The sequence below is a fragment of the Pseudomonas sp. NPDC047961 genome (genome assembly GCF_050272435.1).
Lineage (GTDB): Bacteria > Pseudomonadota > Gammaproteobacteria > Pseudomonadales > Pseudomonadaceae > Stutzerimonas.
In genome coordinates this window covers 456,105-476,719 of sequence record NZ_JBNNMD010000003.1, presented here as the reverse complement: position 1 = coordinate 476,719, position 20,615 = coordinate 456,105, and the positions used below count along the sequence as shown (strand labels likewise).

20 protein-coding genes and 1 pseudogene are annotated in these 20,615 nt (G+C 62.1%); 17 read left to right on the top strand and 4 right to left on the bottom strand.

The annotated features are described in order from the left end of the window. The first annotated feature begins 25 nt into the window (after positions 1–25). The 8 genes from ACQKIK_RS12980 (at position 26) to ACQKIK_RS12945 (ending at position 7,904) form a co-directional block, all read left to right on the top strand. On the top strand, positions 26–544 hold the full coding sequence (locus ACQKIK_RS12980) for a PaaI family thioesterase (RefSeq protein WP_463308582.1): 519 nt from the start codon (positions 26–28) through the stop codon (positions 542–544). Next, entirely contained in the window at positions 537–1,748 is a 1,212-nt protein-coding gene (locus tag ACQKIK_RS12975) for an acyl-CoA dehydrogenase family protein (RefSeq protein WP_499136243.1), read from the top strand. The genes ACQKIK_RS12980 and ACQKIK_RS12975 overlap by 8 nt, the downstream gene beginning before the upstream one ends. Before the next feature lie 34 nt (positions 1,749–1,782). Then, entirely contained in the window at positions 1,783–2,550 is a 768-nt protein-coding gene (locus tag ACQKIK_RS12970) for an SDR family NAD(P)-dependent oxidoreductase (protein ID WP_499136242.1), read from the top strand. A 10-nt stretch (positions 2,551–2,560) separates the two neighbouring features. After that, on the top strand, positions 2,561–3,628 hold the full coding sequence (locus tag ACQKIK_RS12965) for a phosphotransferase (protein ID WP_499136241.1): 1,068 nt from the start codon (positions 2,561–2,563) through the stop codon (positions 3,626–3,628). Further along, positions 3,625–4,407: a 5'/3'-nucleotidase SurE gene (surE, locus tag ACQKIK_RS12960; protein WP_499136240.1), complete on the top strand. Its 783-nt coding sequence runs from the start codon at positions 3,625–3,627 to the stop codon at positions 4,405–4,407. The genes ACQKIK_RS12965 and surE overlap by 4 nt, the downstream gene beginning before the upstream one ends. A gap of 21 nt (positions 4,408–4,428) precedes the next feature. Then, positions 4,429–6,111 (top strand): long-chain fatty acid--CoA ligase, encoded by a 1,683-nt coding sequence (locus tag ACQKIK_RS12955; protein ID WP_499136239.1) that lies wholly within the window; start codon positions 4,429–4,431, stop codon positions 6,109–6,111. Positions 6,112–6,176: 65 nt separating this feature from the next. After that, the gene (locus ACQKIK_RS12950; RefSeq protein ID WP_045425379.1) at positions 6,177–6,923 is read left to right on the top strand and encodes a class II aldolase/adducin family protein; all 747 of its coding nucleotides are present in this window, start codon (positions 6,177–6,179) and stop codon (positions 6,921–6,923) included. Positions 6,924–6,974: 51 nt separating this feature from the next. Continuing rightward, complete coding sequence (locus ACQKIK_RS12945) at positions 6,975–7,904, top strand: 2-hydroxyacid dehydrogenase (RefSeq protein ID WP_499136238.1); 930 nt, start codon at positions 6,975–6,977, stop codon at positions 7,902–7,904. 150 nt (positions 7,905–8,054) lie between these two features. On the opposite strand, the gene ACQKIK_RS12940 is transcribed toward ACQKIK_RS12945, so the two are convergent. After that, positions 8,055–9,623, bottom strand: coding sequence for a class I adenylate-forming enzyme family protein (locus ACQKIK_RS12940; RefSeq protein ID WP_499136237.1), 1,569 nt, complete (start codon positions 9,621–9,623; stop codon positions 8,055–8,057). A 286-nt stretch (positions 9,624–9,909) separates the two neighbouring features. On the opposite strand from ACQKIK_RS12940, the gene ACQKIK_RS12935 reads away from it, so the two are divergent. Beyond that, a complete protein-coding gene (locus ACQKIK_RS12935) occupies positions 9,910–10,248 on the top strand; it encodes a PA3694 family proteiin (protein ID WP_045425387.1) in 339 nt (112 codons plus the stop codon). A gap of 78 nt (positions 10,249–10,326) precedes the next feature. Here the strand turns inward: ACQKIK_RS12935 and lptF are convergent, their stop codons facing one another. The 3 genes from lptF to ACQKIK_RS12920 all read right to left on the bottom strand — a co-directional run bounded on the left by lptF (position 10,327) and on the right by ACQKIK_RS12920 (position 12,166). Continuing rightward, entirely contained in the window at positions 10,327–11,130 is an 804-nt protein-coding gene (gene lptF, locus ACQKIK_RS12930) for a lipotoxin F family OmpA-related lipoprotein LptF (RefSeq protein WP_463308574.1), read from the bottom strand. Positions 11,131–11,173: 43 nt separating this feature from the next. Beyond that, positions 11,174–11,572: a DUF4398 domain-containing protein gene (locus ACQKIK_RS12925; RefSeq protein WP_045425392.1), complete on the bottom strand. Its 399-nt coding sequence runs from the start codon at positions 11,570–11,572 to the stop codon at positions 11,174–11,176. A gap of 252 nt (positions 11,573–11,824) precedes the next feature. Beyond that, on the bottom strand, positions 11,825–12,166 hold the full coding sequence (locus tag ACQKIK_RS12920) for a hypothetical protein (RefSeq protein WP_045425394.1): 342 nt from the start codon (positions 12,164–12,166) through the stop codon (positions 11,825–11,827). Between the two features lie 199 nt (positions 12,167–12,365). On the opposite strand from ACQKIK_RS12920, the gene ppc reads away from it, so the two are divergent. The 8 genes and pseudogenes from ppc to ACQKIK_RS12880 all read left to right on the top strand — a co-directional run bounded on the left by ppc (position 12,366) and on the right by ACQKIK_RS12880 (position 20,357). Continuing rightward, positions 12,366–15,002 carry a phosphoenolpyruvate carboxylase gene (gene ppc / locus ACQKIK_RS12915; RefSeq protein ID WP_499136236.1) on the top strand — a complete coding sequence of 879 codons (2,637 nt, stop codon included), beginning with the start codon at positions 12,366–12,368 and terminating at the stop codon, positions 15,000–15,002. Between the two features lie 255 nt (positions 15,003–15,257). Further along, on the top strand, positions 15,258–15,905 hold the full coding sequence (adk, locus tag ACQKIK_RS12910; protein ID WP_128118990.1) for an adenylate kinase: 648 nt from the start codon (positions 15,258–15,260) through the stop codon (positions 15,903–15,905). A gap of 143 nt (positions 15,906–16,048) precedes the next feature. After that, positions 16,049–16,726: a tRNA (adenosine(37)-N6)-threonylcarbamoyltransferase complex dimerization subunit type 1 TsaB gene (gene tsaB / locus ACQKIK_RS12905; RefSeq protein WP_499136235.1), complete on the top strand. Its 678-nt coding sequence runs from the start codon at positions 16,049–16,051 to the stop codon at positions 16,724–16,726. Between the two features lie 58 nt (positions 16,727–16,784). Continuing rightward, positions 16,785–17,147: a hypothetical protein gene (locus ACQKIK_RS12900; RefSeq protein ID WP_241528846.1), complete on the top strand. Its 363-nt coding sequence runs from the start codon at positions 16,785–16,787 to the stop codon at positions 17,145–17,147. A gap of 161 nt (positions 17,148–17,308) precedes the next feature. Then, positions 17,309–18,184, top strand: a pseudogene (locus ACQKIK_RS12895) (DUF72 domain-containing protein). Positions 18,185–18,244: 60 nt separating this feature from the next. Further along, positions 18,245–18,937, top strand: a complete 693-nt coding sequence (locus tag ACQKIK_RS12890; RefSeq protein WP_499136234.1) for an extensin-like domain-containing protein — start codon at positions 18,245–18,247, stop codon at positions 18,935–18,937. A 57-nt stretch (positions 18,938–18,994) separates the two neighbouring features. Continuing rightward, a complete protein-coding gene (locus ACQKIK_RS12885; protein ID WP_499136233.1) occupies positions 18,995–19,777 on the top strand; it encodes a class I SAM-dependent methyltransferase in 783 nt (260 codons plus the stop codon). Between the two features lie 154 nt (positions 19,778–19,931). After that, positions 19,932–20,357 carry an HPF/RaiA family ribosome-associated protein gene (locus tag ACQKIK_RS12880; protein WP_045425410.1) on the top strand — a complete coding sequence of 142 codons (426 nt, stop codon included), beginning with the start codon at positions 19,932–19,934 and terminating at the stop codon, positions 20,355–20,357. Positions 20,358–20,615 lie beyond the last annotated feature (258 nt).

Below are 20,615 nucleotides of genomic sequence, written 5' to 3'. Positions count from 1 at the left end.
CCGGTGGCTATGCGGTAGTGACACGATGAAAGGGCAGGAGACGGAGCTGCCGGTTGACGATAGCCGGACGAATCATTTGCCGATCAGCGGAGGCAGCGACCTGCCTGGCTTTCACCAGGTGCTTGGCTATCGTCAGGTGTCCTGGACTGAAGACGAAGCCGTGATCGAGCTCGATGTGCAGGCCTGCCACCTGAATATGGCCGGCGTGCTTCATGGCGGCGTGATAACTGCGCTGCTGGATGTGGTGCTCGCGGAAGCTGGCACCTATTGCCCTTATCCGGGACGCGTTCGCAAGGCCATCACCCTGGTGCTCAACACCACCTTTACCGGCCAATGCTCGGGCGGTGTGATACGCGCCATTGGACGGCGACGTGCCGGTGGGACTCGCATTTTCAACAGCTCTGGTGAGGTGCGCGACGCAGATGATCGCCTGCTGGCGATTGGTGAGGCGACCTTCCGACTGCGCTCCGGCAGCGAGCAGGCGCAAGGCGTGCCGATGGATTTCCTCGCTCCTAACAACAAGAAGGAAGATGGCAATGTATGAACTGACCGGCAAGGCGCTGGAACTCCAGCAGCAACTCACGGCGTTCATGGATGAACATATCTACCCGAACGAACATGTCTTTCACGAGCAGGTCGCCACCGCCAGCAATCGCTGGGCACCGCCGCCTATCCTCGAAACACTCAAGGCTAAAGCCCGAGCGCAGGGACTGTGGAATCTGTTCCTTCCGGAAAGCGAACACGGCGCCGGGCTGACCAATTTCGAGTATGCCCACCTCTGCGAAATCATGGGCCGCTCGCATGTCGCTGCTGAAGTCTTCAATTGCTCCGCACCGGATACCGGCAACATGGAGGTGCTGGCCCGCTATGGCACGCCAGAGCAGCAGGAACAGTGGCTCAAGCCGCTGCTCAACGGCGAGATTCGCTCCTGCTTCTCCATGACCGAACCCGAGGTTGCGTCATCCGACGCGACCAACATCGCCTGTGAGATCCGCCGCGAAGGCGACGAATACGTGATCAACGGGCAGAAGTGGTGGTCGTCAGGCGCAATGACCACCACCTGCAAGATCGCCATCGTCATGGGCAAGACCGATCCCTCGGCCGAGCGGCATCGGCAACAGTCAATGATCCTCGTGCCGCTGGATGCACCTGGCGTCGAGATCGTCCGTGCGCTCCACGTGTTCGGTTACGACCACGCGCCTCATGGCCATGCCGAAATCCACTACAACAATGTCCGGGTGCCTGCCAGCAACATGCTGCTCGGCGAAGGCCGCGGCTTCGAAATTGCCCAAGGGCGACTCGGCCCAGGGCGCATCCACCATTGCATGCGCACCATCGGCGTAGCCGAGCGGGCGCTGCAAGCCATGTGCGAGCGGGTGCATTCGCGCGTCGCGTTTGGTAAGCCGCTGGCTGACTTCGACTCCATCCGCAAGGACATCGCACGTTCGCGCATCGAAATCGAACAGACCCGCCTGCTGACGCTAAATGCGGCACGCATGATGGATACCGTCGGCAACAAGGTGGCGCGTCAGGAGATCGCGATGATCAAGGCCGCCGCACCGAGCATGGCGCTGCGGGTGCTGGACCGCGCGATTCAGGTCCACGGCGCCAAGGGCGTCAGCCAGGATAGTTTTCTGGCAGCGGCTTGGGCGCACCAGCGCACCCTGCGTCTGGCCGACGGCCCGGACGAGGTACACCTAGACACCATCGCCAAGCTGGAACTGAAGAACTACGCCAGCAAGCGCTGAGCCTCCGACAAAACCAACAAAAGGATGCCGTCCGATGACCAACCCATTATTCGACCTGTCCGGAAAGGTGGCGCTGATCACGGGTTCCACTCGCGGTATCGGTCGCTCCATCGCCGAAGAAATGGCTCGTTGCGGCGCACGGGTGGTGATTTCCAGTCGTAAGGCTGACGCCTGCGAAGCGGTGGCTGCCGAGCTGAAAGCGGCTGGTTACGAGGCCATCGCCGTGCCGTGCCATGTGGGGCGCAAGGAAGACCTGCAGCGGCTGGTCGACACCACGCTGCAGGCTTGGGGGCGCATCGACGTGCTGGTCTGCAATGCTGCTACCAATCCGGTTTATGGACCGACCAGCGAGCTGACCGACGACGCCTGGGACAAGATCATGGACACCAACGTCAAGGGCACCTTCTGGCTCTCGAACATGGTGTTGCCACAGATGGCCGAGCGAGGGGAGGGGGCGGTGATCATGCTCTCGAGCATCGCCGGGCTGCGCGGCAATACGGTGATCGGCACCTACGGCGTATCCAAGGCCGCCGAGGCGGCGCTGGCGCGCAATCTGGCGGCGGAATGGGGGCCGAAAGGCATCCGCGTCAACGCCATCGCCCCGGGACTTGTACGTACCGATTTCGCCAAGGCCTTGCTCGATGATCCGGAGCGAGTCCGCCGAGCTGCTGAGAAAACGCCACTGCGGCGTATCGGCGAACCGGTGGACATCGCCGGGCTGGCCGTCTTTCTCGCGGCGCCCGCCAGTGCGTACATCACCGGGCAGGTGATCGTCGCGGATGGCGGCGAAACCGCATGCTGAGGGCGCAGCGATGAACGAACCCGAACTGATCGACGTGCTTCCCGCGCATCGTTTTGATGAGGCGGCGCTGGCTCAATACCTTCGGCAGCAGCTGCCCGAATTGGGCCCCGAGCTAAAGGTTCGGCAGTTCCAGGGCGGCCAGTCCAACCCCACCTACCTTCTGGAAAGCGCCGGGCGCCGTTACGTGCTGCGCAAGAAACCGCCGGGCAAGGTGCTGCCCTCGGCGCATATGGTCGAACGCGAGTACAAGGTGATCCGCGCGCTCTCCGAACACAGCAGCGTGCCGGTGCCCTCTGTGCATCTGCTGTGCGAAGACGAAAGCATCATCGGCACCGCGTTCTACGTAATGGACCATATTGAAGGACGAATCTTTAGTCACCCGGCCCTGGACGAATTGCCGGTCGCCGAACGCCGATCTATCCACCTGGCCGCTATCGATACGCTGGCCGCGCTGCATCAGGTCGACGTTGAAGCGGCGGGGTTGAGCGATTTCGGCAAGGCTCAGGGCTACTTCGCCCGTCAGGTGAAACGCTGGTCCGGTCAGTATCAAGCGTCTCGCACCGGCGACATGCCGGCGATGGAAAGTCTGATGCAATGGCTGCCGGAGCAGGTCCCGCAGCATGACGAATGCGCCATTGCCCACGGTGACTACCGCCTCGGCAATCTGATCTTCGCGCCGGGCGAGGCGAAGGTCGCGGCGATTCTGGATTGGGAGCTGTCCACCGTCGGCCATCCGCTGGCGGACCTGGCCTACTTCTGCCTGCCGTATCACCTGCCAGCCGGCGTCGACGGTTTGCGTGGTCTGATCGGCATCGATCTGCAGGCGCAGGGTATTCCGTCAGAGCACGAGGTGCTGCAACGGTATTGCCTGAAGAGCGGGCGTGACGGCATCGACGACTGGCATGTGTTCGTGGCGTTTTCACTGTTCCGGCTCGCAGCAATTCTGCAGGGCGTCTATGCGCGGGCGTTGCAGGGCAATGCCAGCAATGCCGATGCGTTGCAGGTTGGCCAGCGCGCCGGCCTGCTGGCAGAAGCAGGTTGGCGTATCGCCCAGAATGGCAGCGGGGTAACCGTATGAGCGCTCCGTTGCTACGCCGCGTTTTATTGACCAATGATGACGGTATTGCTGCGCCGGGGCTGGCGTTGCTCGAGCGGATCGCCGCGCAACTGGCCGAAGAGGTCTGGGTGGTGGCGCCCGAGCACGACCAGAGCGGTACCGGTCAGGGCATTTCCGTGCACGCGCCGCTGCGGGTGTATCACCATGGTGAGCGGCGTTTCGCCGTCTCGGGTACGCCATCGGATTGCGTGATGTTCGCCATGGCTGAATGGCTGCAGGACTCGCCGCCTGATCTGGTGCTGTCCGGCGTCAACAGCGGGGCGAACATCGGCGATTCGGTGCCTTATTCGGGCACCCTCGGCGCGGTACTCAGCGCCGACCTGCTGGGCATTCCGGCCATCGGCCTGAGCCAGGCCTTTCTTGATCGCACAGGAATCGATTGGTCCTGTGTCGAGACCTACGCGGAAACCACGATCCGTGCGCTCTGGGCGCGTCGTGAAGAAAACGGCTGTTGCTGGAACGTGAATTTCCCGGCTTGTTCAGCTGACCTCGTCAGCCATCTGCGAATGACCCAGCAATCGCGCGGCTCGATCACCCGGCCGCGTTTGCAGGCAGGGCGTGACGGGCGTGGCTTGCCGTACTGGTGGCTTGGCTTCGAGCATTCGTCTGCACATATCGTCGCCCCTGAGGCCGACGTCGCTGCGCTGCGTGAAAAGCGCATCGCGATCACACCTTTGCGCGACACCCGGGGCTGGCTCGAGTGGGGCGAAGAAAGGGCCATGGCCGACCTGGCCCTTTAACAGCGATTCAGGAGTTCAGAAATGTTCACTCGCCATCATGCGGTCTGGCCCGAGGATCTGCCTAAGCACCTGAGCGTGCCGGAAACCAGCCTGTTCACCAATCTCGAGATTTCCACGCGCCGTTTTCCGGACAAGACGGCGATCGTTTTCTACGACACCCTGATCACCTACGCTGAACTGCTGCGTGAAGTCGAAGCGATGGCCGGTTATCTGCAGCAGTTGGGCGTCGCCAAGGGCGATCGGGTGCTGCTGTATATGCAGAACTCGCCGCAATTCACCATCGCCTACTACGCGATCCTGCGCGCGGACGCGGTGGTGGTGCCGGTTAACCCGATGAACCACAGCGCCGAGTTGGAGCACTACCTGCACGACACGGGCGCGGCCGTATGTATTTGCGGACAGGAGCTGACCGGCTTCATCGCACCGCTGGTCGGCACGGCGCAGCTGCGTCAGGTAATCGTTGCGGCCTACTCGGAGTATGTCCGCCAGCCCACCGACCTGGCGCTGCCGGCCGAAGTGCAGGCGCCCGTCGCCGCGCCGACGTTCTCAGGCGGCACCGCCTGGCGCGAGGCTATCGCGGCCGGCCACGCACCCGGTCCGCACACGGCCGGTCCGGACGATCTCTGTGTGTTCCCCTACAGCTCCGGCACCACGGGCGCGCCGAAAGGCTGCATGCACACCCATCGTTCGGCCATGGCCACCATCATCCACCGCGTGGTGTGGACGAACAGCTCCAGCGAATCGGTAATCCTCGCGACACTGCCGTACTTTCATGTCACGGGCATGCAGGGCGCCATGAGCGGGCCGATCTACAACGGCGGAACCGCCGTGATCATGACCCGCTGGGACCGCAAGGTTGCGGCGCAACTGATCGAGCGCCACGCCGTGACCGGCTGGGTGAATATCGCCACGATGGCCATCGACTTTCTCTCCGATCCGGACCTGGAGCGCTACAACCTGTCCAGCCTGGTCAGCGTCGGCGGCGGTGGCGCCGCGATGCCCAAGGCGGTTGAGGAGAAGCTGCATCGGCTTACCGGCCTGCGTTACATCGAAGGCTATGGGCTTTCCGAAACCATCGCGGCCACCCATATCAACCCGGTGCCGCGACCCAAGGCGCAGTGCCTCGGCATTCCGGTGTTCGATGTCGACAGCCGCGTCATCGATCTGAATACCGGGCAAGAGCTTGGCCCCGATGAAGTAGGCGAAATCATCAGCCGTGGGCCACAGCTGTTCCAGGGTTACTGGAACCGTCCGGAAGAGACCGAGCGCGCATTCATCGAACTGGACGGCCACAGGTTTTTCCGCACCGGCGACATGGGCTACTACGATGAAGAGGGCTATTTCTTCCTCGTCGACCGGGTCAAGCGGATGATCAACGCCTCCGGTTTCAAGGTCTGGCCATCGGAAGTGGAAAGCCTGATGTACCGCCACCCGGCGATTCAGGAGTGCTGCGTCATTTCCTGCCCCGACCCCAAGCGCGGCGAGACGGTCAAGGCATGCGTCGTGCTACGCGATGGGCAGGCCGGGCAGGTCAGCGAGCAGGACATCATCGACTGGTGCAAGGCCGAGATGGCGGCGTACAAGGCGCCGGTCTACGTGGAGTTCGTCGCATCGTTGCCGCGGTCCTCCACGGGCAAGCTGATGTGGCGTGCACTGCAGGAAGAAGAAAACCGCAAACACGCCGCCAGCACCGAGCAGGCCTGACGGCAGCGAAGCCATTGCAAGGCCACGCGCCGGCTGGCGCCTTCGAAATCAACGGAGCAGATGCTATGCAAGATTCAACCGCTACGAACCGGGAAGCCGAATGGCAGGTGCGCAAGGATCTGGCGGCGGCCTATCGACTGGTCGCGCATTTTGGCTGGGATGACTTGGTGTTCACCCATCTCTCCGCCCGTGTACCCGGGCCGGAACACCATTTTCTGATCAACCCCTACGGTCTGCTGTTTCAGGAGATCACCGCCTCGTCGCTGGTCAAGGTCGATCAGGAGGGGCAGATCGTTCAGAGCGGCAGTCTGCATCGGGTCAACCCGGCCGGTTTCACCATCCACAGCGCGGTACACATGGGCCGCGAAGATGCGGGTGCGGTCATGCACCTTCATGCCGCTGACGGTGTCGCGGTTTCGGCGCATCGCGATGGGCTCCTGCCGCTGAGCCAGACGGCCATGCTCTGCCTCGATCACCTCTGCTATCACGAGTACGAAGGCGTCGCGCTGGACCTGAGCGAGCGCGAGCGGCTGATCCGCGACCTCGGTGACAAGCGAATGATGATGCTGCGCAACCACGGCGTGCTGACGGCAGGCGGCACGGTCGCCGAAGCCTTCACCTACCTCTATTTTCTGATGAAGGCCTGCGAGATTCAGGTGCGCGCTCAGGCCTGCGGCCCGACCCATATGCCTTCAGCGGCTGCCATCGAGACGACTCGCCAGCAATCGGCCGAGCTGGGCAGCGCCGCCAAGCTGACCTGGCCCGCATTGTTGCGTCTGCTGGAAGCCAATGGTCATGTCTATGCGATATAGCGCTACGCTAGCGCGCTCCGGACGTCTTCCAAGGAATAAAGCTGAGTGACCATGAAAATCCTTTTCGTCGCCGCCGACCCCAAGCCAGAGCGTTGGACCAGTCTGATCCAGCAACACCTGCCAGACGCCGAAATCCAAGTCTGGCAGCCGGACAATCCGAGTTGCGCCGCTGACTACGCCATCGTCTGGCATCCGCCCGCGACGCTGTTCGATAAGGAGCCGCAACTGAAGGCGGTGTTCAACCTTGGCGCAGGCGTGGATGCGTTGGTGCGGATACCTAACCTGCCGCGTGATATCCCGATAGTGCGCCTGGAAGATGCGGGTATGGCGGTGCAGATGGCGGAGTACGTTGCCTATCACGTGATAGGCATCAGTCGCGACATGGACGCCTATCGTGAGCAGCAGGCGGCCGGACAGTGGAAGTTACGGCGGCCCATCGAGCGCAGCGACTGGCCGATCGGTGTGCTCGGGCTCGGGCATATCGGCCAGCGGGTCGCCAAGACGCTTGCGACGCTGGATTATCCGGTTATGGGATGGTCGCGTTCCGCACATGGCATAGACGGGGTGCGCAGTTTTGCTGGCGAGGTGGAGCTCGATGACTTTCTGGCTGAAACGCGCGTGCTGGTCAACACGCTGCCGCTGACCGACAGTACGCGCGATCTGATTGACCACTCGCTGCTGTCGCGGCTAAGGCCTGACGCGGTAATCATCAACGTTGGGCGCGGCGAGCACCTGGTCGACGAAGATCTTTGCCGTGCCATCGAAGAGGGCAAGGTGACCCGAGCAGTGCTCGACGTGTTCCGGGAAGAACCGCTGCCGTCGTCGCATCCGTTCTGGCAGATGCCGCAGGTCACTATCACTCCGCATGTTTCGGCGCGAACCCTGCGCGAAGCGACCATTGCCCAGATCGCGGACAAGATCGTGGCGCTGGAAGACGGGCGACCTATCAGCGGCGTGATCGACATCCAGCGCGGATACTGACCAGCTTCGGCTGAAATTGAGGAGGGGCGCGCCGGGACGCGGCCCTCACCCCGATACGATACGCGAGTAATTGCACACCGAATCCCATCGCGTGCAAGCCGCAGCGATGGGCTGTACAGCAATTAGCGGCGATGGGGCAGCCGATGGCGATCAATCAGCTGTTCCATGCTCGGCCAGGTATCGATCGCGAAGTTCCCGCTTGAGTATTTTGCCGATGGCGCTCCGCGGTAGCTCGTCGATCAGCTCCAGCCGGGCCAGTCGCTGCGTCTTGCCCACGCGGCTGTTGAACCAATCCAGCAGCGCCTCGGGCGCCTCCGGCTGACGCTCCGAAAGCACCACGAAGGCCACCGGCGTTTCGCCCCAACGCGTTGATGGCACGCCGACCACAGCAACGTCCGCTATGGCCGGATGATCACGCAGTATTGCCTCGAGATCGCTTGGATAGAGATTGAAGCCGCCGGAAATGATCATGTCTTTCTTGCGGTCGACCAGCGTCAGGAAGCCTTCAGTATCGAAGCGGCCGATGTCGCCGGTACGAATGAACCGCTTGCCGTCGGGGGCGAACCATTCGGCTTCAGCCGTTTTGTCAGGCTTGTTCAGGTAGCCGGTCATCATCGCTGGCGAATGCCCGACGATCTCGCCAATGGCACCTTCGGGTAATTCGTTACCCGCATCATCTATCACGCGGATATCATGCCCCTCGGCTGGCTTGCCGACGGTGTGCAGTTTGTCCGGATGCTCGTGGGCGGCGAGGATGCAGGTGCCGCCGCCTTCGGTCATCCCATAGGTGTCGATCAGCCCGCCCGGCCAGCGAGCCAGAACATCCGCTTTCAACGCCGCGCCGAACGGCGCGCTGGTACACATCTTGTAGCGGAAGTGGCTGAGGTCGTACTGCGAGAAGTCCTCGCGTGCCATCAGCCGCTGGTATTGCACCGGCACCAACATCGTATGGGTCACAGCGTGCTGCTGGGCCAGGCGCAGGTATTCGCCAGCCTCGAACTTGCTCATCAGTACAACGCAGCCGCCCAGGGCCAGCGTTGGGAGAAAGGCCACCAGCGTGGTGTTGGAGTACAGCGGCGTGGAGATAAGCGTGGTGGCGTCATCACCGTATCCGTAGGCGGCACTGCGGCGTACATGGGCCCAACGCATGGAATGCGATTGCACGATGCCTTTGGGCTCGCCGGTGGTACCGGAGGAATAGATGATGTTGAACGCCCATTCCGGCTGGGTCGCTACGGGCTCCGGCGTTGCATCACTCAGCCAGGCGGACAAGCCGTCCTCTGTCGTCTGCTCCAGGCGCAGGGCTGGGCAACGAAGGCGAGTTGCCACCGGCTCCAGATGCTGGGCCGCATGGGTGTCGACGAACAGCAGGCGGGGCGCGGCGTCAGCCAGCATAGTGAGCAGGCTTTCGGCGCTGGCAGAGGGCGCCAAAGGGGCAACTGCCACGCCGGCGCGCAACGCACCGAGAAACACGACGGCGTATTCGATGGAGTTGTATGCACAGATCGCCAGCACATCGCCGGCGTGCATCCCATCGCGCTGCAGGGCCGCAGCAACGCTGCTCATCAGCGCATCGAGTTCGGCGTAACTCACGCGGCGCTCATCCTGTATCAACGCGGCACGGTCGGGCCGATGCCGGGCCCAATAGGCGATAAGGTCTGGGACCGCAGCGAATGGTTGGTTCAGATCGAGAGCGTCGGGGCTGGCGGAAAGATCCATTGCGGACTCGTTCTATCGAAGGCAAGAGGACGCTTGCATGCAACGGCAAGCATGGCAACACAGCAGATCGAACAACCTTCGGCAATTAGCGCCTGCGCTGGAAGCGCTATTCGCCTCGGCAATGACGGGTGATTACTGATATTCACGATTGCTGGCATTTGCATGGCAAACCCGCGATGCCAGACGCGCGCTTAGCTTGGTCGATTGGTGTCGGGCGGTCAGCGGATTTCGCGCTGAGGCCGTTATTTTTGCGACAATGCCGGCTCTTTGATCAGGCGAACCCGTCATGTCCGAACGCAACCCCATCCCGCTGATTCTCACCGCTATCGGCAGCGTCATCGGCACCGTTGCGGTGCTGTCCTACTACGGTTATGTGCACATCGCCAAGCCGGAGGACGCCCTCTTGCTGGCCGACTACACCATGCTCAAAACCGTTCCCGGCGAGGACTATCGGGTCTCGCTCAAACCCGCGCCACAGGTCGCAGAGTGCATAGACGGCGTGCTGGTGCTTTTCGATACCGAGCAGAAGGGCTTGACTGGCGTGCTGGTTGACAATCGCAAGCGCGCGATCCGCTGTATGGGGCAGCAGGTGCCGACCGAGAGGGCGCCGGCAAACAAGCCATAGCGTCGCTGTTTAAGGCTGCAAAACAAGAAGCCCGCCATAACGGCGGGCTTCGGTGTCACCGTATGGTTCGTGACGCCGTCACTCCATCGAAGAGCGCGGTGCTACACGCTTGTCGTCGTTGGAGATCGTCACTTCAACGCGGCGGTTTCTTGCCCGGCTGGCAGGCGAGTCGTTGCTCGCAACCGGATACGCTTCACCGTAACCGACGGTCTGGATTCGATCGATTTCTACACCGGAATGGACGAGCGCGCGGCGCACCGCTTCAGCTCGACGCTCGGATAGCTGCTGGTTGTACGAATCCGAGCCCGTGCTATCGGTATAGCCTTCGACCATGACCTTGCGCTCCGGATTCTCGTTGAGAAACTCGGCGAGCTTCTGGACGTCGCGCATACCGGCAGCCTTGAGCTCAGCCTTGTTCAGGTCGAACAGCACGTCGCCGAAGGTCACCAGGGTGCCGCGCTCAGTTTGCTTGGCCTGCAAATCCTGCTGTAGCTGGCGGATCTCGTTCTGCTGACGCTTGAGCATCGCTTCACGGGATTCCAGCCGCGCTTGTGCGCGCTGCGTGGAAGCCTGCTCGATCGCTTGCTCGGCCTTGCGCAGTTCGATGGTCTGTTCGGCCAGGTCAATCCGACGGTTGGCCAGGTAGGCTAGCTGGTTGACGCGCTCTTCATCCGCGTCGTTCAGATAGGCCTTGTTGGCTTCGTCGAGTTGCTTGGAGGCGTCCTGAGTTTCCAGAGCGGCGTATTTCTGTGACAGCGGATTGCTCTGCAGTGACGAGAACTCGCTGCGTGCCGTTTCCAGATTCTGGTTTGGCTGCGACGAGCAGGCAGCAAGGCCGATGCTCATGGCGATCGCTGTGGGGATGGCTACTAGCTTATGCATGTCGATTCATCCTCTGCTAAATGAGAGTGCGGAAGGGAAGGGGTTATTGCTGAAGGCCGCGCATGCTTTCTTCGCGCAGCTCCTGAATCCCCTTCTGAGCGTCCTCAACGGCCTTCTGGGCCTTGGCGGCTTGTGCCTTGCGCTCTGCAACCCGGGCGTCCCACTCGGCCTGCTGGGCGAGTCGACGGGCTTCCTCATAGTTTTCTTTCTGCATCGCGAGTTCGGCCTGCTTCCACTTTTCCTGAGCGGCGCGCATGTCCACAGGGGCGTATTGGGTGGCCCCAGCGCTCACCGCGCCACGCACGGCCGATTCGGTCACGGCGAACTGCTCGTTTGGTGGATTGCCGGCACAACCAACCAGCAACAGGCCCCCAAGTGCAACGGCTGCCAGCTTGGGCAGCTGAAATCGCGATAGAGGGCTTTCGATGGTGTTCATTTTCATGGCCAGTCTCCAGTGGGATATCGGATGGGATATCGAGAACAGTGCCCGTTAGGCTGTGCTTTGAACTCGTCAGGAGCGGTCAGCAAATAAAACGGGCATGTTTTTGTGAGGCCGGCTGGGCGTAATCGTTCCAGTAAAAACAAGCCCAACGAGTAGAAAAGGGCTGCCTAGAGCCATTTAGCAGGCGCGAGGGGACGATGACACGTCACCTCAGTACGCCCATTTGACGTTGGTGCCCACGTTCGAAATCGATCAGGCTTGCTCTGCGCGCTCGGCAAGCAGGCGCTCAAGATGCTTGCGTGACAAGGCCAGGAAGCGCGGCGTTGGCCCGATGTCTTCATAGATCGGGTCGCCTTGCTCGTCCGTCGAGATCACCTTGGAGCCCTGCTCGTAGGGGAGGCTGGTCTCGATCCCTTCGAGAGCCGCACCCACCAGTTCGCCTAACAGCTCTTCAGTGCTGCGCTTGGGATACATCTCGGCAAGCGCTGCCAGCCTTGCCGCGCTTTCGACATCCAGCGGAATGGTGTACTGCGCGGCGCTCATGCGGCCGGTGGCGCTGCTTTCCCATTCCCGGACCAGTTCTGAAATTTTCATCTAGCTCAATCCTTAGCTCGCTTGGCGAGCAATATTGGCGGGTATTGCGAGCCAGCATCGACAGGCTTGTTCTGCTATGCCTTGTCTTCGTCGTAGACGCTGTGCACTCTGTTTGGACGGTTCATACAGCGTAGCCGTTCAGCATGGGCAGCATTGTTTACGTGCGTCCGATGCGGCGGCCTGTAAAAGAGAGGCGAACATGGCGAAGATCGACGCGCGTTTGCGCGAAAACGTTCATCTGCTCGGTGAGCTACTGGGCAATGCAATTCGCGAGCAACACGGCGATGCCTTCTTCGACAAGATCGAGCGCATTCGCAAGGGCGCCAAAGGCGCGCGCCGTGGCTCGGCTGATGGGGCCCAGCTGTTGCAGAACACGCTCGACGGGCTGGGCGATGACGAGCTGCTGCCGATGACCCGCGCCTTTAGCCAGTTTCTCAACTTGGCCAATATCGCCGAGCAGTATCACCAGGTGCGCAGGCGTGGACCTGACGAAGCGGCCCCGACCGAAGCTGGTGCATTAGGTGACTTGCTCGAGCGCCTGAAGGGTGAAGACTTCGGTCAGGAGTTTCTGGCGCGCCAGGTTGGCCGCCTGGACATCGAGCTGGTGTTGACCGCGCACCCGACTGAAGTCTCACGACGGACCCTGATCCAGAAATACGACGCCATCGCCGCGCAATTGGCGGCGCGGGACCACACCGATCTTGGCCAAGGAGAACTGGCCAAGATCGAGCTGCGTCTGCAGCGGCTCGTGGCCGAGGCCTGGCACACCGAGGAGATTCGTCGCAGCCGACCGACACCGGTAGAAGAGGCGAAGTGGGGCTTCGCCGTCATCGAGAATTCATTGTGGCAAGCGCTGCCGAACGTGCTGCGCCAGACCGATCAAGCACTCAAACGCAGCACTGGTCTGCACCTGCCGCTGGACGTCGCGCCGATCCGTTTCGCGTCCTGGATGGGCGGCGATCGTGACGGCAACCCCAATGTGACGGCGAAGGTGACCCGTGAGGTTTTGCTGTTGGCACGCTGGGTCGCGGCAGACCTGTTCCTGCGCGATATCGACGGCCTGATCACGGCATTGTCGATGCAGACCGCCAGCGATGAACTGCTCAACCGCAGCGGGCAGTCGGCCGAGCCTTACCGGACCTTGCTCAAGACCCTGCGCGAGCGCCTGCAAGCCACGCGTGACTGGGCGAACGGTGCAATCGAGCATGACCAGCCGGCACCAGCGCAAGTGTTGTTCGATAATCAGGACCTGTGCGAGCCGTTGGAGCTCTGTTACCACTCGCTGCACGCCTGCGGCATGGGCATGATCGCTGATGGCGACTTACTCGATACGTTGCGCCGGGCTGCTGCCTTCGGTCTGTTTCTGGTGCGCCTGGATGTCCGCCAGGACTCGTCCCGGCATGTTGCCGCGTTGGCCGAAATTACCGATTACCTGGGGATCGGCCATTACGATCAGTGGGACGAGCAGCAGCGTCTCGACTTCCTGCAATCGGAGTTGGACAACCGTCGGCCCTTGCTACCTCCGAACTTCCAGCCCTCGGCCGAAACGGCCGAAGTGCTGGATACCTGCCGCGTGGTGGCACAGGCGCCAGCTGCATCGCTCGGCTCCTATGTCATCTCCATGGCAAGGGGCGCCTCGGATGTACTCGCCGTACAGCTGTTGCTCAAGGAGGCTGGGCTGCGACGGCCGATGCGGGTCGTGCCGCTGTTCGAGACGCTCGCCGATCTCGACAATGCCGGGCCGACCATCGACAAACTGCTCGGGTTGCCGGGGTATCGTCAGCGGCTCCACGGCCCGCAAGAGGTAATGATCGGCTACTCGGATTCGGCCAAGGATGCCGGCACCACTGCGGCTGCCTGGGCGCAATACCGTGCGCAGGAAAGCCTGGTCGAGATCTGCCGCGCTCACCAGGTTGAATTGCTGTTGTTCCATGGCCGTGGCGGCACGGTTGGGCGTGGCGGCGGACCGGCGCATGCGGCGATTCTTTCGCAGCCACCCGGATCGGTAGCGGGGCGATTCCGCACCACCGAGCAGGGCGAGATGATCCGCTTCAAGTTCGGCCTGCCGGATATCGCCGAGCAGAACCTCAGCCTGTATCTGGCTGCCGTGCTTGAAGCGACCCTGCTACCGCCGCCTATGCCCGAGCCGGACTGGCGCGAAACCATGGAGCAGCTTGCAGCGGACGGCGTGTCGACCTACCGCAGCGTGGTGCGCGATCATCCGCAGTTCGTCGAGTATTTCCGCCAGGCGACGCCCGAACAGGAGCTTGGGCGTCTGCCGCTGGGTAGCCGCCCATCGAAGCGCCGAGAGGGGGGTGTTGAAAGCCTGCGAGCGATTCCATGGATCTTCGCCTGGACCCAGACGCGACTAATGCTGCCCGCCTGGCTGGGCTGGGAGCAGGCGCTGCGCGGGGCGCTGGAGCGAGGCGAAAGTGAACGCCTCAAGACAATGCGCCAGCACTGGCCGTTTTTCAGCACCCGCATCGACATGCTCGAAATGGTACTGGCCAAGGCTGACGCGGAAATAGCCGAACGCTACGATGCGCGACTGGTCAGCGCAGAGCTACAACCGTTGGGGCGCGATTTACGTGACAGATTGTCGCAGGCTGTAGCGGCGGTGCTTGAGTTGACCGGGCAGTCAGAGCTGCTGGCGCACAGCCCTACAACGTTGGAGGCGTTCAGTCTGCGCAACACCTATCTCGATCCGCTGCATCTGATGCAGACCGAACTGCTGGCGCGTTCACGGCAACAGCAAAGTCCGGCGGAAAGCCCTCTGGAGCAGGCCTTGCTGGTCAGCGTCGCGGGTATTGCCGCAGGGCTGCGCAACACTGGCTGATCCTTCGCAGGCTCGCTCAGGTGGCGTCTGGCAACCGCCACCATGGGCAGTGAGCGGCATTTTATCGCCACCTCACGCTGTGCGGGATCGGCATGCCAAGACGCAAATGGCGCCGCTTGTCTGCATTCTGTGCGCTGTGTATCGTGTTCAACCTTTTGTCGCATGGCGGCAAACCAGAATTTTTGATTCGCCAGAGGTGAGGGTGCGTTGCATCGATCCTGGCGGCATCCCTTTGCAAACTTGAGGACTCACTCCATGCGCGTCATTCTGCTGGGAGCGCCGGGTGCCGGGAAAGGCACACAGGCACGCTTCATCACCGAGAAGTTCGCCGTTCCGCAAATCTCCACCGGCGACATGTTGCGTGCAGCGGTCAAGGCCGGCACGCCCCTGGGCCTGCAGGTCAAGGACGTGATGGATAGCGGTGGTCTGGTTTCCGACGAGATCATCATCGCGCTGATCCAGGAGCGTCTGCAGCAGCCCGATTGTGCCAACGGTTTCCTCTTCGACGGCTTCCCGCGCACCATTCCACAGGCCGAAGCGCTGCGTGATGCCGGCGTCAAGTTGGACCACGTACTGGAAATCGCAGTAGACGATGAAGAAATCGTGGGTCGCCTGTCCGGTCGCCGTGTGCATCCGGCTTCAGGTCGCGTCTATCACACCGAACACAACCCGCCAAAGGTGGCTGGGGTCGATGATCTGACAGGCGAAGAGCTGATTCAGCGCAAGGACGATCTGGAAGAAACCATCCGTCATCGTCTGAGCCTTTACCATTCCCAGACCAAGCCGCTGGTTGCGTTCTATCAGAACCTCGAAGCGGCCCAAGGCACGCCGAAGTGCAGCCGCGTCGAAGGCGTCGGTTCCGTGGAAGAGATCACCTCGAAGGTTATGGCAGCGCTCAGCTGATATCGCCTGATTCCCAGAACGGCCCGCTTGCGGGCCGTTTTCGTTTTTCCCAGATTTGCAGGACGGCGGGGCCGTCATTGTTCAGTCGGCCCAAGCGCAACTGCTACAATCGCCGCCCTTTTTCCTGCTGACCGGAACATCTGATGACCACGCTGCTGGCCCTGGATACCGCCACCGAAGCCTGCTCCGTCGCGCTGCTGCATGACGGTCAGGTGCTGAGCCATTACGAGGTGATTCCGCGGCTGCATGCCCAGCGTCTTCTACCCATGATCCAGACGCTCCTGAGCGAGGCGGGCATCGCGCTGTCGGCGGTAGATGCCCTGGCATTCGGCCGTGGCCCCGGTGCTTTTACCGGGGTGCGTATTGCCGTCGGTGTGGTGCAGGGCCTGGCGTTCGCCCTGGAGCGGCCGGTGCTGCCAGTCTCGACCCTGGCAACCATCGCCCAGCGCGCTTACCGCGAACAGGGTGCGGAGCAGGTTGCGGTGGCGATCGACGCCCGCATGGACGAGGTCTACTGGGGTTGCTATCGGGCGCAGCAGGGTGAAATGCAGCTGGCCGGCAGCGAAGCGGTGTTGCCACCGGAACAGGTCAGCCTTCCCCGTGGAAGCGAAGGGCAATGGTTCGGTGCGGGCACGGGCTGGGGTTATAGCGCGCGTCTCGCCGTTCAGCCCTCCGCGAGCGACGCGACCCTGCTACCGCATGCTTTGGATCTGCTTACGTTGGCCGGCTTTGCCTGGCAGCGTGGGGAAGCGGTGGAAGCCGATCAGGCCCAGCCGATCTACCTGCGTGACAATGTCGCCACTCCCAAGGCCCCTCGGTGACAAGCGGCATTGCCAATTGCGGAGCGGCTCGCTAGAGTCGGCGAACTTGAACAGGTGAATGATGCGCCTTAACGGTCTCGCCCCCTCTGCCTATCCCATTGAACGTCCTGCCCACCCTGGCAGTGCGCCGGTCCCTTATCGTGAAAGCGAAAGGGCTGCGGAGCAGGCACGCGAGTCCATCGTTACACCGGCTAGCCAAGCCGATGCCACCTACGAACACCTCGCACGACGCAATAAAAGCGAGTCGACTGACTACGGTTCGGTTATCTCCGGTGATTTTATGCCGGCGCGCTTCGAAGCCATGATGGAGCGACCGCTTACCAGCCGCGCCACCCAGGCGTTGCAGAGCTATGGCACCACCGCCAGCTTCACGGCTGACCTGGACGCTCACGAAGTGCTAGGTCTGGATCTCTATGCCTGAGGCGTAGCAGGCTGTTGAAAAACTACCTGCGTTGCCATTGCTGCGTTAAAAACAGGCTCAAAATGCTCATTTACAACTCGTAAACTCCGCTTTTTCGCCTGTTTTTGCCTTGCACTGGCTGCCTCGCCCACGTTTATCAACGGCCTGCTAGTGAGCCGCGTTTGAATCTTCCTTATTTTCTCGGCTGTCCCTCCTGGAACGATGCCGCCTGGCGTGGCTCGCTCTATCCGCCGGGCTTGCCCGCCAGTGAATACCTTGCGCGCTATTGCTCCGTATTCAACACGGTCGAGGGCAATACCACGCTTTATGCCTGGCCTTCGGTGCAGAAGATCGAGCGGTGGGCAGCGCTGATGCCTGAGGGTTTTCGCTTCTGCGCCAAACTGCCTCGCGAGATTAGTCAGGCGCCGAACCTGTACGAAGTCGAAGATCTGATCCGGTCGTTCCGCACCTTGTTGGCACCGCTTGGCGCGCGGGTGACGCCATTCTGGCTGCAGTTGCCTGCTTCGTTCGGCCCTGCTCGGCTGGCAGAGCTGGCGCAGCTGATCGAGACGCTAGACAGACCGCTTGCCGTGGAGGTACGCCATAGTGCCTTTTTTGCCAAGGGTGAGGAGGAGCGGGCGCTGAACCGGTTGCTGCATGAGCGGGGCGTCGAACGGATCTGCATGGACACGCGCGCGCTCTTCAGCTGCCAGTCCAGCGATCCGGCGCTGCTGCATGCCCAGAGCAAGAAGCCACGGCTGCCGGTGCGGCCGGCGGCGTTCAGCGAGTCTCCGCAGCTTCGCTTCGTCGGGCATCCGGCATTGGAAGCCAATGACCGCTTCATGGCGCCTTGGCTAGGCAAGGTCGCGGACTGGATCGAAGCTGGGAAGTGTCCACACGTTTAGTTGCATACCCCAGACAATCGCCTGGCGCCCGAGCTGGCCATGCGCTTCCATGAGCAGCTCAGCGAGCGGCTACCCGGCTTGCCACCGCTGGCCGCGCCGCCCATGCAAACCGAGTCGCAGCTCTCTCTGCTCGGCGTGGCTGGGGAAGGCTGACAGCACAGGCCGCAATCGCCAGCGCTGCAACCTTCATGTCTCAACGTTGCCGAAACGGCTATGACATTTGGCCGTTTCTTTCTGCTGCTGCTCGTCGCACTGGCTGGGTTTGCCTACGCGGTGTGGCGCGGGCACGTCGATGTCCCGGCGAAGTGGGACCCCTGGGCGCCGCTGGACATCCGCGAGGCGCCAAACCTGCTGACCTCGTTCAAACTGCAGCGCTTGCAGCAGGATCGTGCCCTGTGTGAACAGGCTTTGAAGGCGTCCGACTTGGACTATGTGGCCGTTCCCGACAGCACGCCGCAGCCTGGCTGCCCGGTCCAGAACGCCGTTCGCGTCAGCGGTTCGGCGGTACGCTTCAACGGCGCGTTTCTGGCCACCTGTCCTCTGGCCGCAGCTTATGCGATGTTCGAACGGCATGGTCTGCAGCCTGCGGCACAGCGGGTATTCGGTCAGCCGGTTGCTCGAATCGATCACTTCGGCAGCTTTGCCTGCCGCAACATTGCGCGAAGCAACAGGCGCAGTCAGCACGCCTCGGCCAATGCGCTGGATCTGGCCGGGTTCCGCCTGGAAGATGGCACGCGCATCACCGTTGCGCGCGACTGGAAGGGCGACGACGATAAGGCGCGCTTTCTCCGCGAGGTCAAGGCAGCCGCCTGTGATGCGTTCAAGATCACCCTGAGCCCTGAGTACAACGCTGCCCATCACGATCATTTTCATGTGGATATGGGCGGTTTCGGCATGTGCCGCTGAGGCAGCCCGGCGTCGCCTCTGGCAAAATGCGGCGTTTTTCCGCTTCCGAGTTTTCCTATGACCGCCTCTTCTCCGTTGGTTCGCGTCGAAGCCCTCGCTCCTCGATTCGCCGAAGAGGCTGACGCCTGGGCGGTGCGGCTGGGCTTGCCGATACGAGCGGACTACGCGGAGTTCGCGCTCCAGCTTGGGGAAGACGGTCTGCAGCTGCAGTTGCTCGGGCCGAACGCGCCAGGGCCGGTGCGGGTGGATTTCGTCGAAGGCGGTGCTGCGCATCGTCGGCAGTTTGGCGGGGGCAGCGGGCAGATGATCGCCAAGGCGGTTGGCATCCAGTCCGGCATCCGTCCCAGCGTCTTGGACGCGACGGCTGGCCTGGGGCGCGATGCGTTCGTGCTGGCGACATTGGGCTGCGAAATGGTGCTATTCGAGCGGCAGCCGCTGATTGCCGCACTGTTGGAAGACGGTCTGAGGCGTGGTCGCGATGATGCCGAGGTGCGGCCCATCGTCGAACGCATGCGTTTGCAGCAGGGCAACGCCATCGAATTGATGGGGCACTGGCAGGGCGAACCGCCCCAGGTCGTCTATCTCGATCCGATGTTTCCGCACAGGGAAAAAAGCGCACTGGTGAAAAAGGAGATGCGCCTGTTCCGGCCTTTTGTTGGTGATGATCTGGATGCGGGCGTCTTGCTCGAACAGGCGCTGGCGCTGGCCAGCCATCGGGTGGTGGTGAAGCGACCACGCAAGGCTCCGGCCATCGACGGACGAAATCCGGGCTACAGCCTGGAGGGCAAGTCGAGCCGTTACGATATCTACCCGAAAAAGAAACTGGCATCTGGCAGCTGATTTACGTCTCGTAACGAACCGGCCGCATCAGGCCGGTGATCACAAGCGAAACGCGACTTTCTTGGTCTTGCTTATTCTGCGCAATAGTGGCATTCCTAGATCAGGCCGTTTGTGGCTGAACGGTGGTTACCAGATCGCGTAGAAGGAAGAGCATATGCAGATCCAAGTTCATAGCGATAACCACATCGAAGGCAGCGCCCGTCTCGTAGATTGGGTCAGTGGCAGTGTTGCCGATAAGCTGGATCGATTCGACGATGAAGTCACCCGCGTCGTGGTGCACCTGAACGACGAGAACGGCGTGAAGGCCGGCGCGCAGGACAAGCGCTGCCAGATCGAGGCACGGCCGAAGGGCCAACAACCCGTTTCCGTTACGCACAAAGCAGCCTCGCTTGAGCTGGCGGTCGATGGCGCCATCGACAAGCTTAACAACGCGCTGAGTCACCAGTTCGGTAAGCTGCGCAGCAAGCGCGCCTCGGCGCCGACTCCCCTGGAAGGCGAGACCCTGGAAGTGGAAGGCCGCGACGCCTTGCTGGAAGAAGACTTCCTTGCCGACGAGCAGCTGCGCAGCTCTGATACCTAACGTCACCTCGCAACAGGCAGGCATCGCTCCGCGAAGCCTGCCCCCTCGCTACACCTCGCCATCATCTGTTCTCGCATGACCCCGTCGATCCGATGGCCGGGCCTCTGAGCGTTCGTGCCTGTGCTATACCCCATGGAGCTGCATTGGAAGCCGGGCCGTAGCGCGCTCGGGAATGTGCGGCAATTGGATGACGAAAAGGGGGATCATCAGGCACGTGGGCGAGCTCCAGTGGCTAACCCGTGCCACCAGCAGGCGAGG

What these genes read in the sequence shown, in the direction of transcription:
- surE (WP_499136240.1), top strand. Translation starts at nt 3,625, where the DNA reads ATGAGCGCTCCGTTGCTACGCCGCGTTTTATTGACCAATGATGACGGT.
- ACQKIK_RS12945 (WP_499136238.1), top strand. Translation starts at nt 6,975, where the DNA reads ATGAAAATCCTTTTCGTCGCCGCCGACCCCAAGCCAGAGCGTTGGACC.
- ACQKIK_RS12940 (WP_499136237.1), bottom strand. Translation starts at nt 9,623, where the DNA reads ATGGATCTTTCCGCCAGCCCCGACGCTCTCGATCTGAACCAACCATTC.
- ACQKIK_RS12900 (WP_241528846.1), top strand. Translation starts at nt 16,785, where the DNA reads ATGATGCGCCTTAACGGTCTCGCCCCCTCTGCCTATCCCATTGAACGT.
- ACQKIK_RS12980 (WP_463308582.1), top strand. Translation starts at nt 26, where the DNA reads ATGAAAGGGCAGGAGACGGAGCTGCCGGTTGACGATAGCCGGACGAAT.
- ACQKIK_RS12935 (WP_045425387.1), top strand. Translation starts at nt 9,910, where the DNA reads ATGTCCGAACGCAACCCCATCCCGCTGATTCTCACCGCTATCGGCAGC.
- ACQKIK_RS12965 (WP_499136241.1), top strand. Translation starts at nt 2,561, where the DNA reads ATGAACGAACCCGAACTGATCGACGTGCTTCCCGCGCATCGTTTTGAT.
- ACQKIK_RS12975 (WP_499136243.1), top strand. Translation starts at nt 537, where the DNA reads ATGTATGAACTGACCGGCAAGGCGCTGGAACTCCAGCAGCAACTCACG.
- adk (WP_128118990.1), top strand. Translation starts at nt 15,258, where the DNA reads ATGCGCGTCATTCTGCTGGGAGCGCCGGGTGCCGGGAAAGGCACACAG.
- ACQKIK_RS12925 (WP_045425392.1), bottom strand. Translation starts at nt 11,572, where the DNA reads ATGAAAATGAACACCATCGAAAGCCCTCTATCGCGATTTCAGCTGCCC.
- ACQKIK_RS12950 (WP_045425379.1), top strand. Translation starts at nt 6,177, where the DNA reads ATGCAAGATTCAACCGCTACGAACCGGGAAGCCGAATGGCAGGTGCGC.
- lptF (WP_463308574.1), bottom strand. Translation starts at nt 11,130, where the DNA reads ATGCATAAGCTAGTAGCCATCCCCACAGCGATCGCCATGAGCATCGGC.
- ACQKIK_RS12920 (WP_045425394.1), bottom strand. Translation starts at nt 12,166, where the DNA reads ATGAAAATTTCAGAACTGGTCCGGGAATGGGAAAGCAGCGCCACCGGC.
- ACQKIK_RS12970 (WP_499136242.1), top strand. Translation starts at nt 1,783, where the DNA reads ATGACCAACCCATTATTCGACCTGTCCGGAAAGGTGGCGCTGATCACG.
- ppc (WP_499136236.1), top strand. Translation starts at nt 12,366, where the DNA reads ATGGCGAAGATCGACGCGCGTTTGCGCGAAAACGTTCATCTGCTCGGT.
- ACQKIK_RS12955 (WP_499136239.1), top strand. Translation starts at nt 4,429, where the DNA reads ATGTTCACTCGCCATCATGCGGTCTGGCCCGAGGATCTGCCTAAGCAC.
- ACQKIK_RS12885 (WP_499136233.1), top strand. Translation starts at nt 18,995, where the DNA reads ATGACCGCCTCTTCTCCGTTGGTTCGCGTCGAAGCCCTCGCTCCTCGA.
- ACQKIK_RS12890 (WP_499136234.1), top strand. Translation starts at nt 18,245, where the DNA reads ATGACATTTGGCCGTTTCTTTCTGCTGCTGCTCGTCGCACTGGCTGGG.
- tsaB (WP_499136235.1), top strand. Translation starts at nt 16,049, where the DNA reads ATGACCACGCTGCTGGCCCTGGATACCGCCACCGAAGCCTGCTCCGTC.
- ACQKIK_RS12880 (WP_045425410.1), top strand. Translation starts at nt 19,932, where the DNA reads ATGCAGATCCAAGTTCATAGCGATAACCACATCGAAGGCAGCGCCCGT.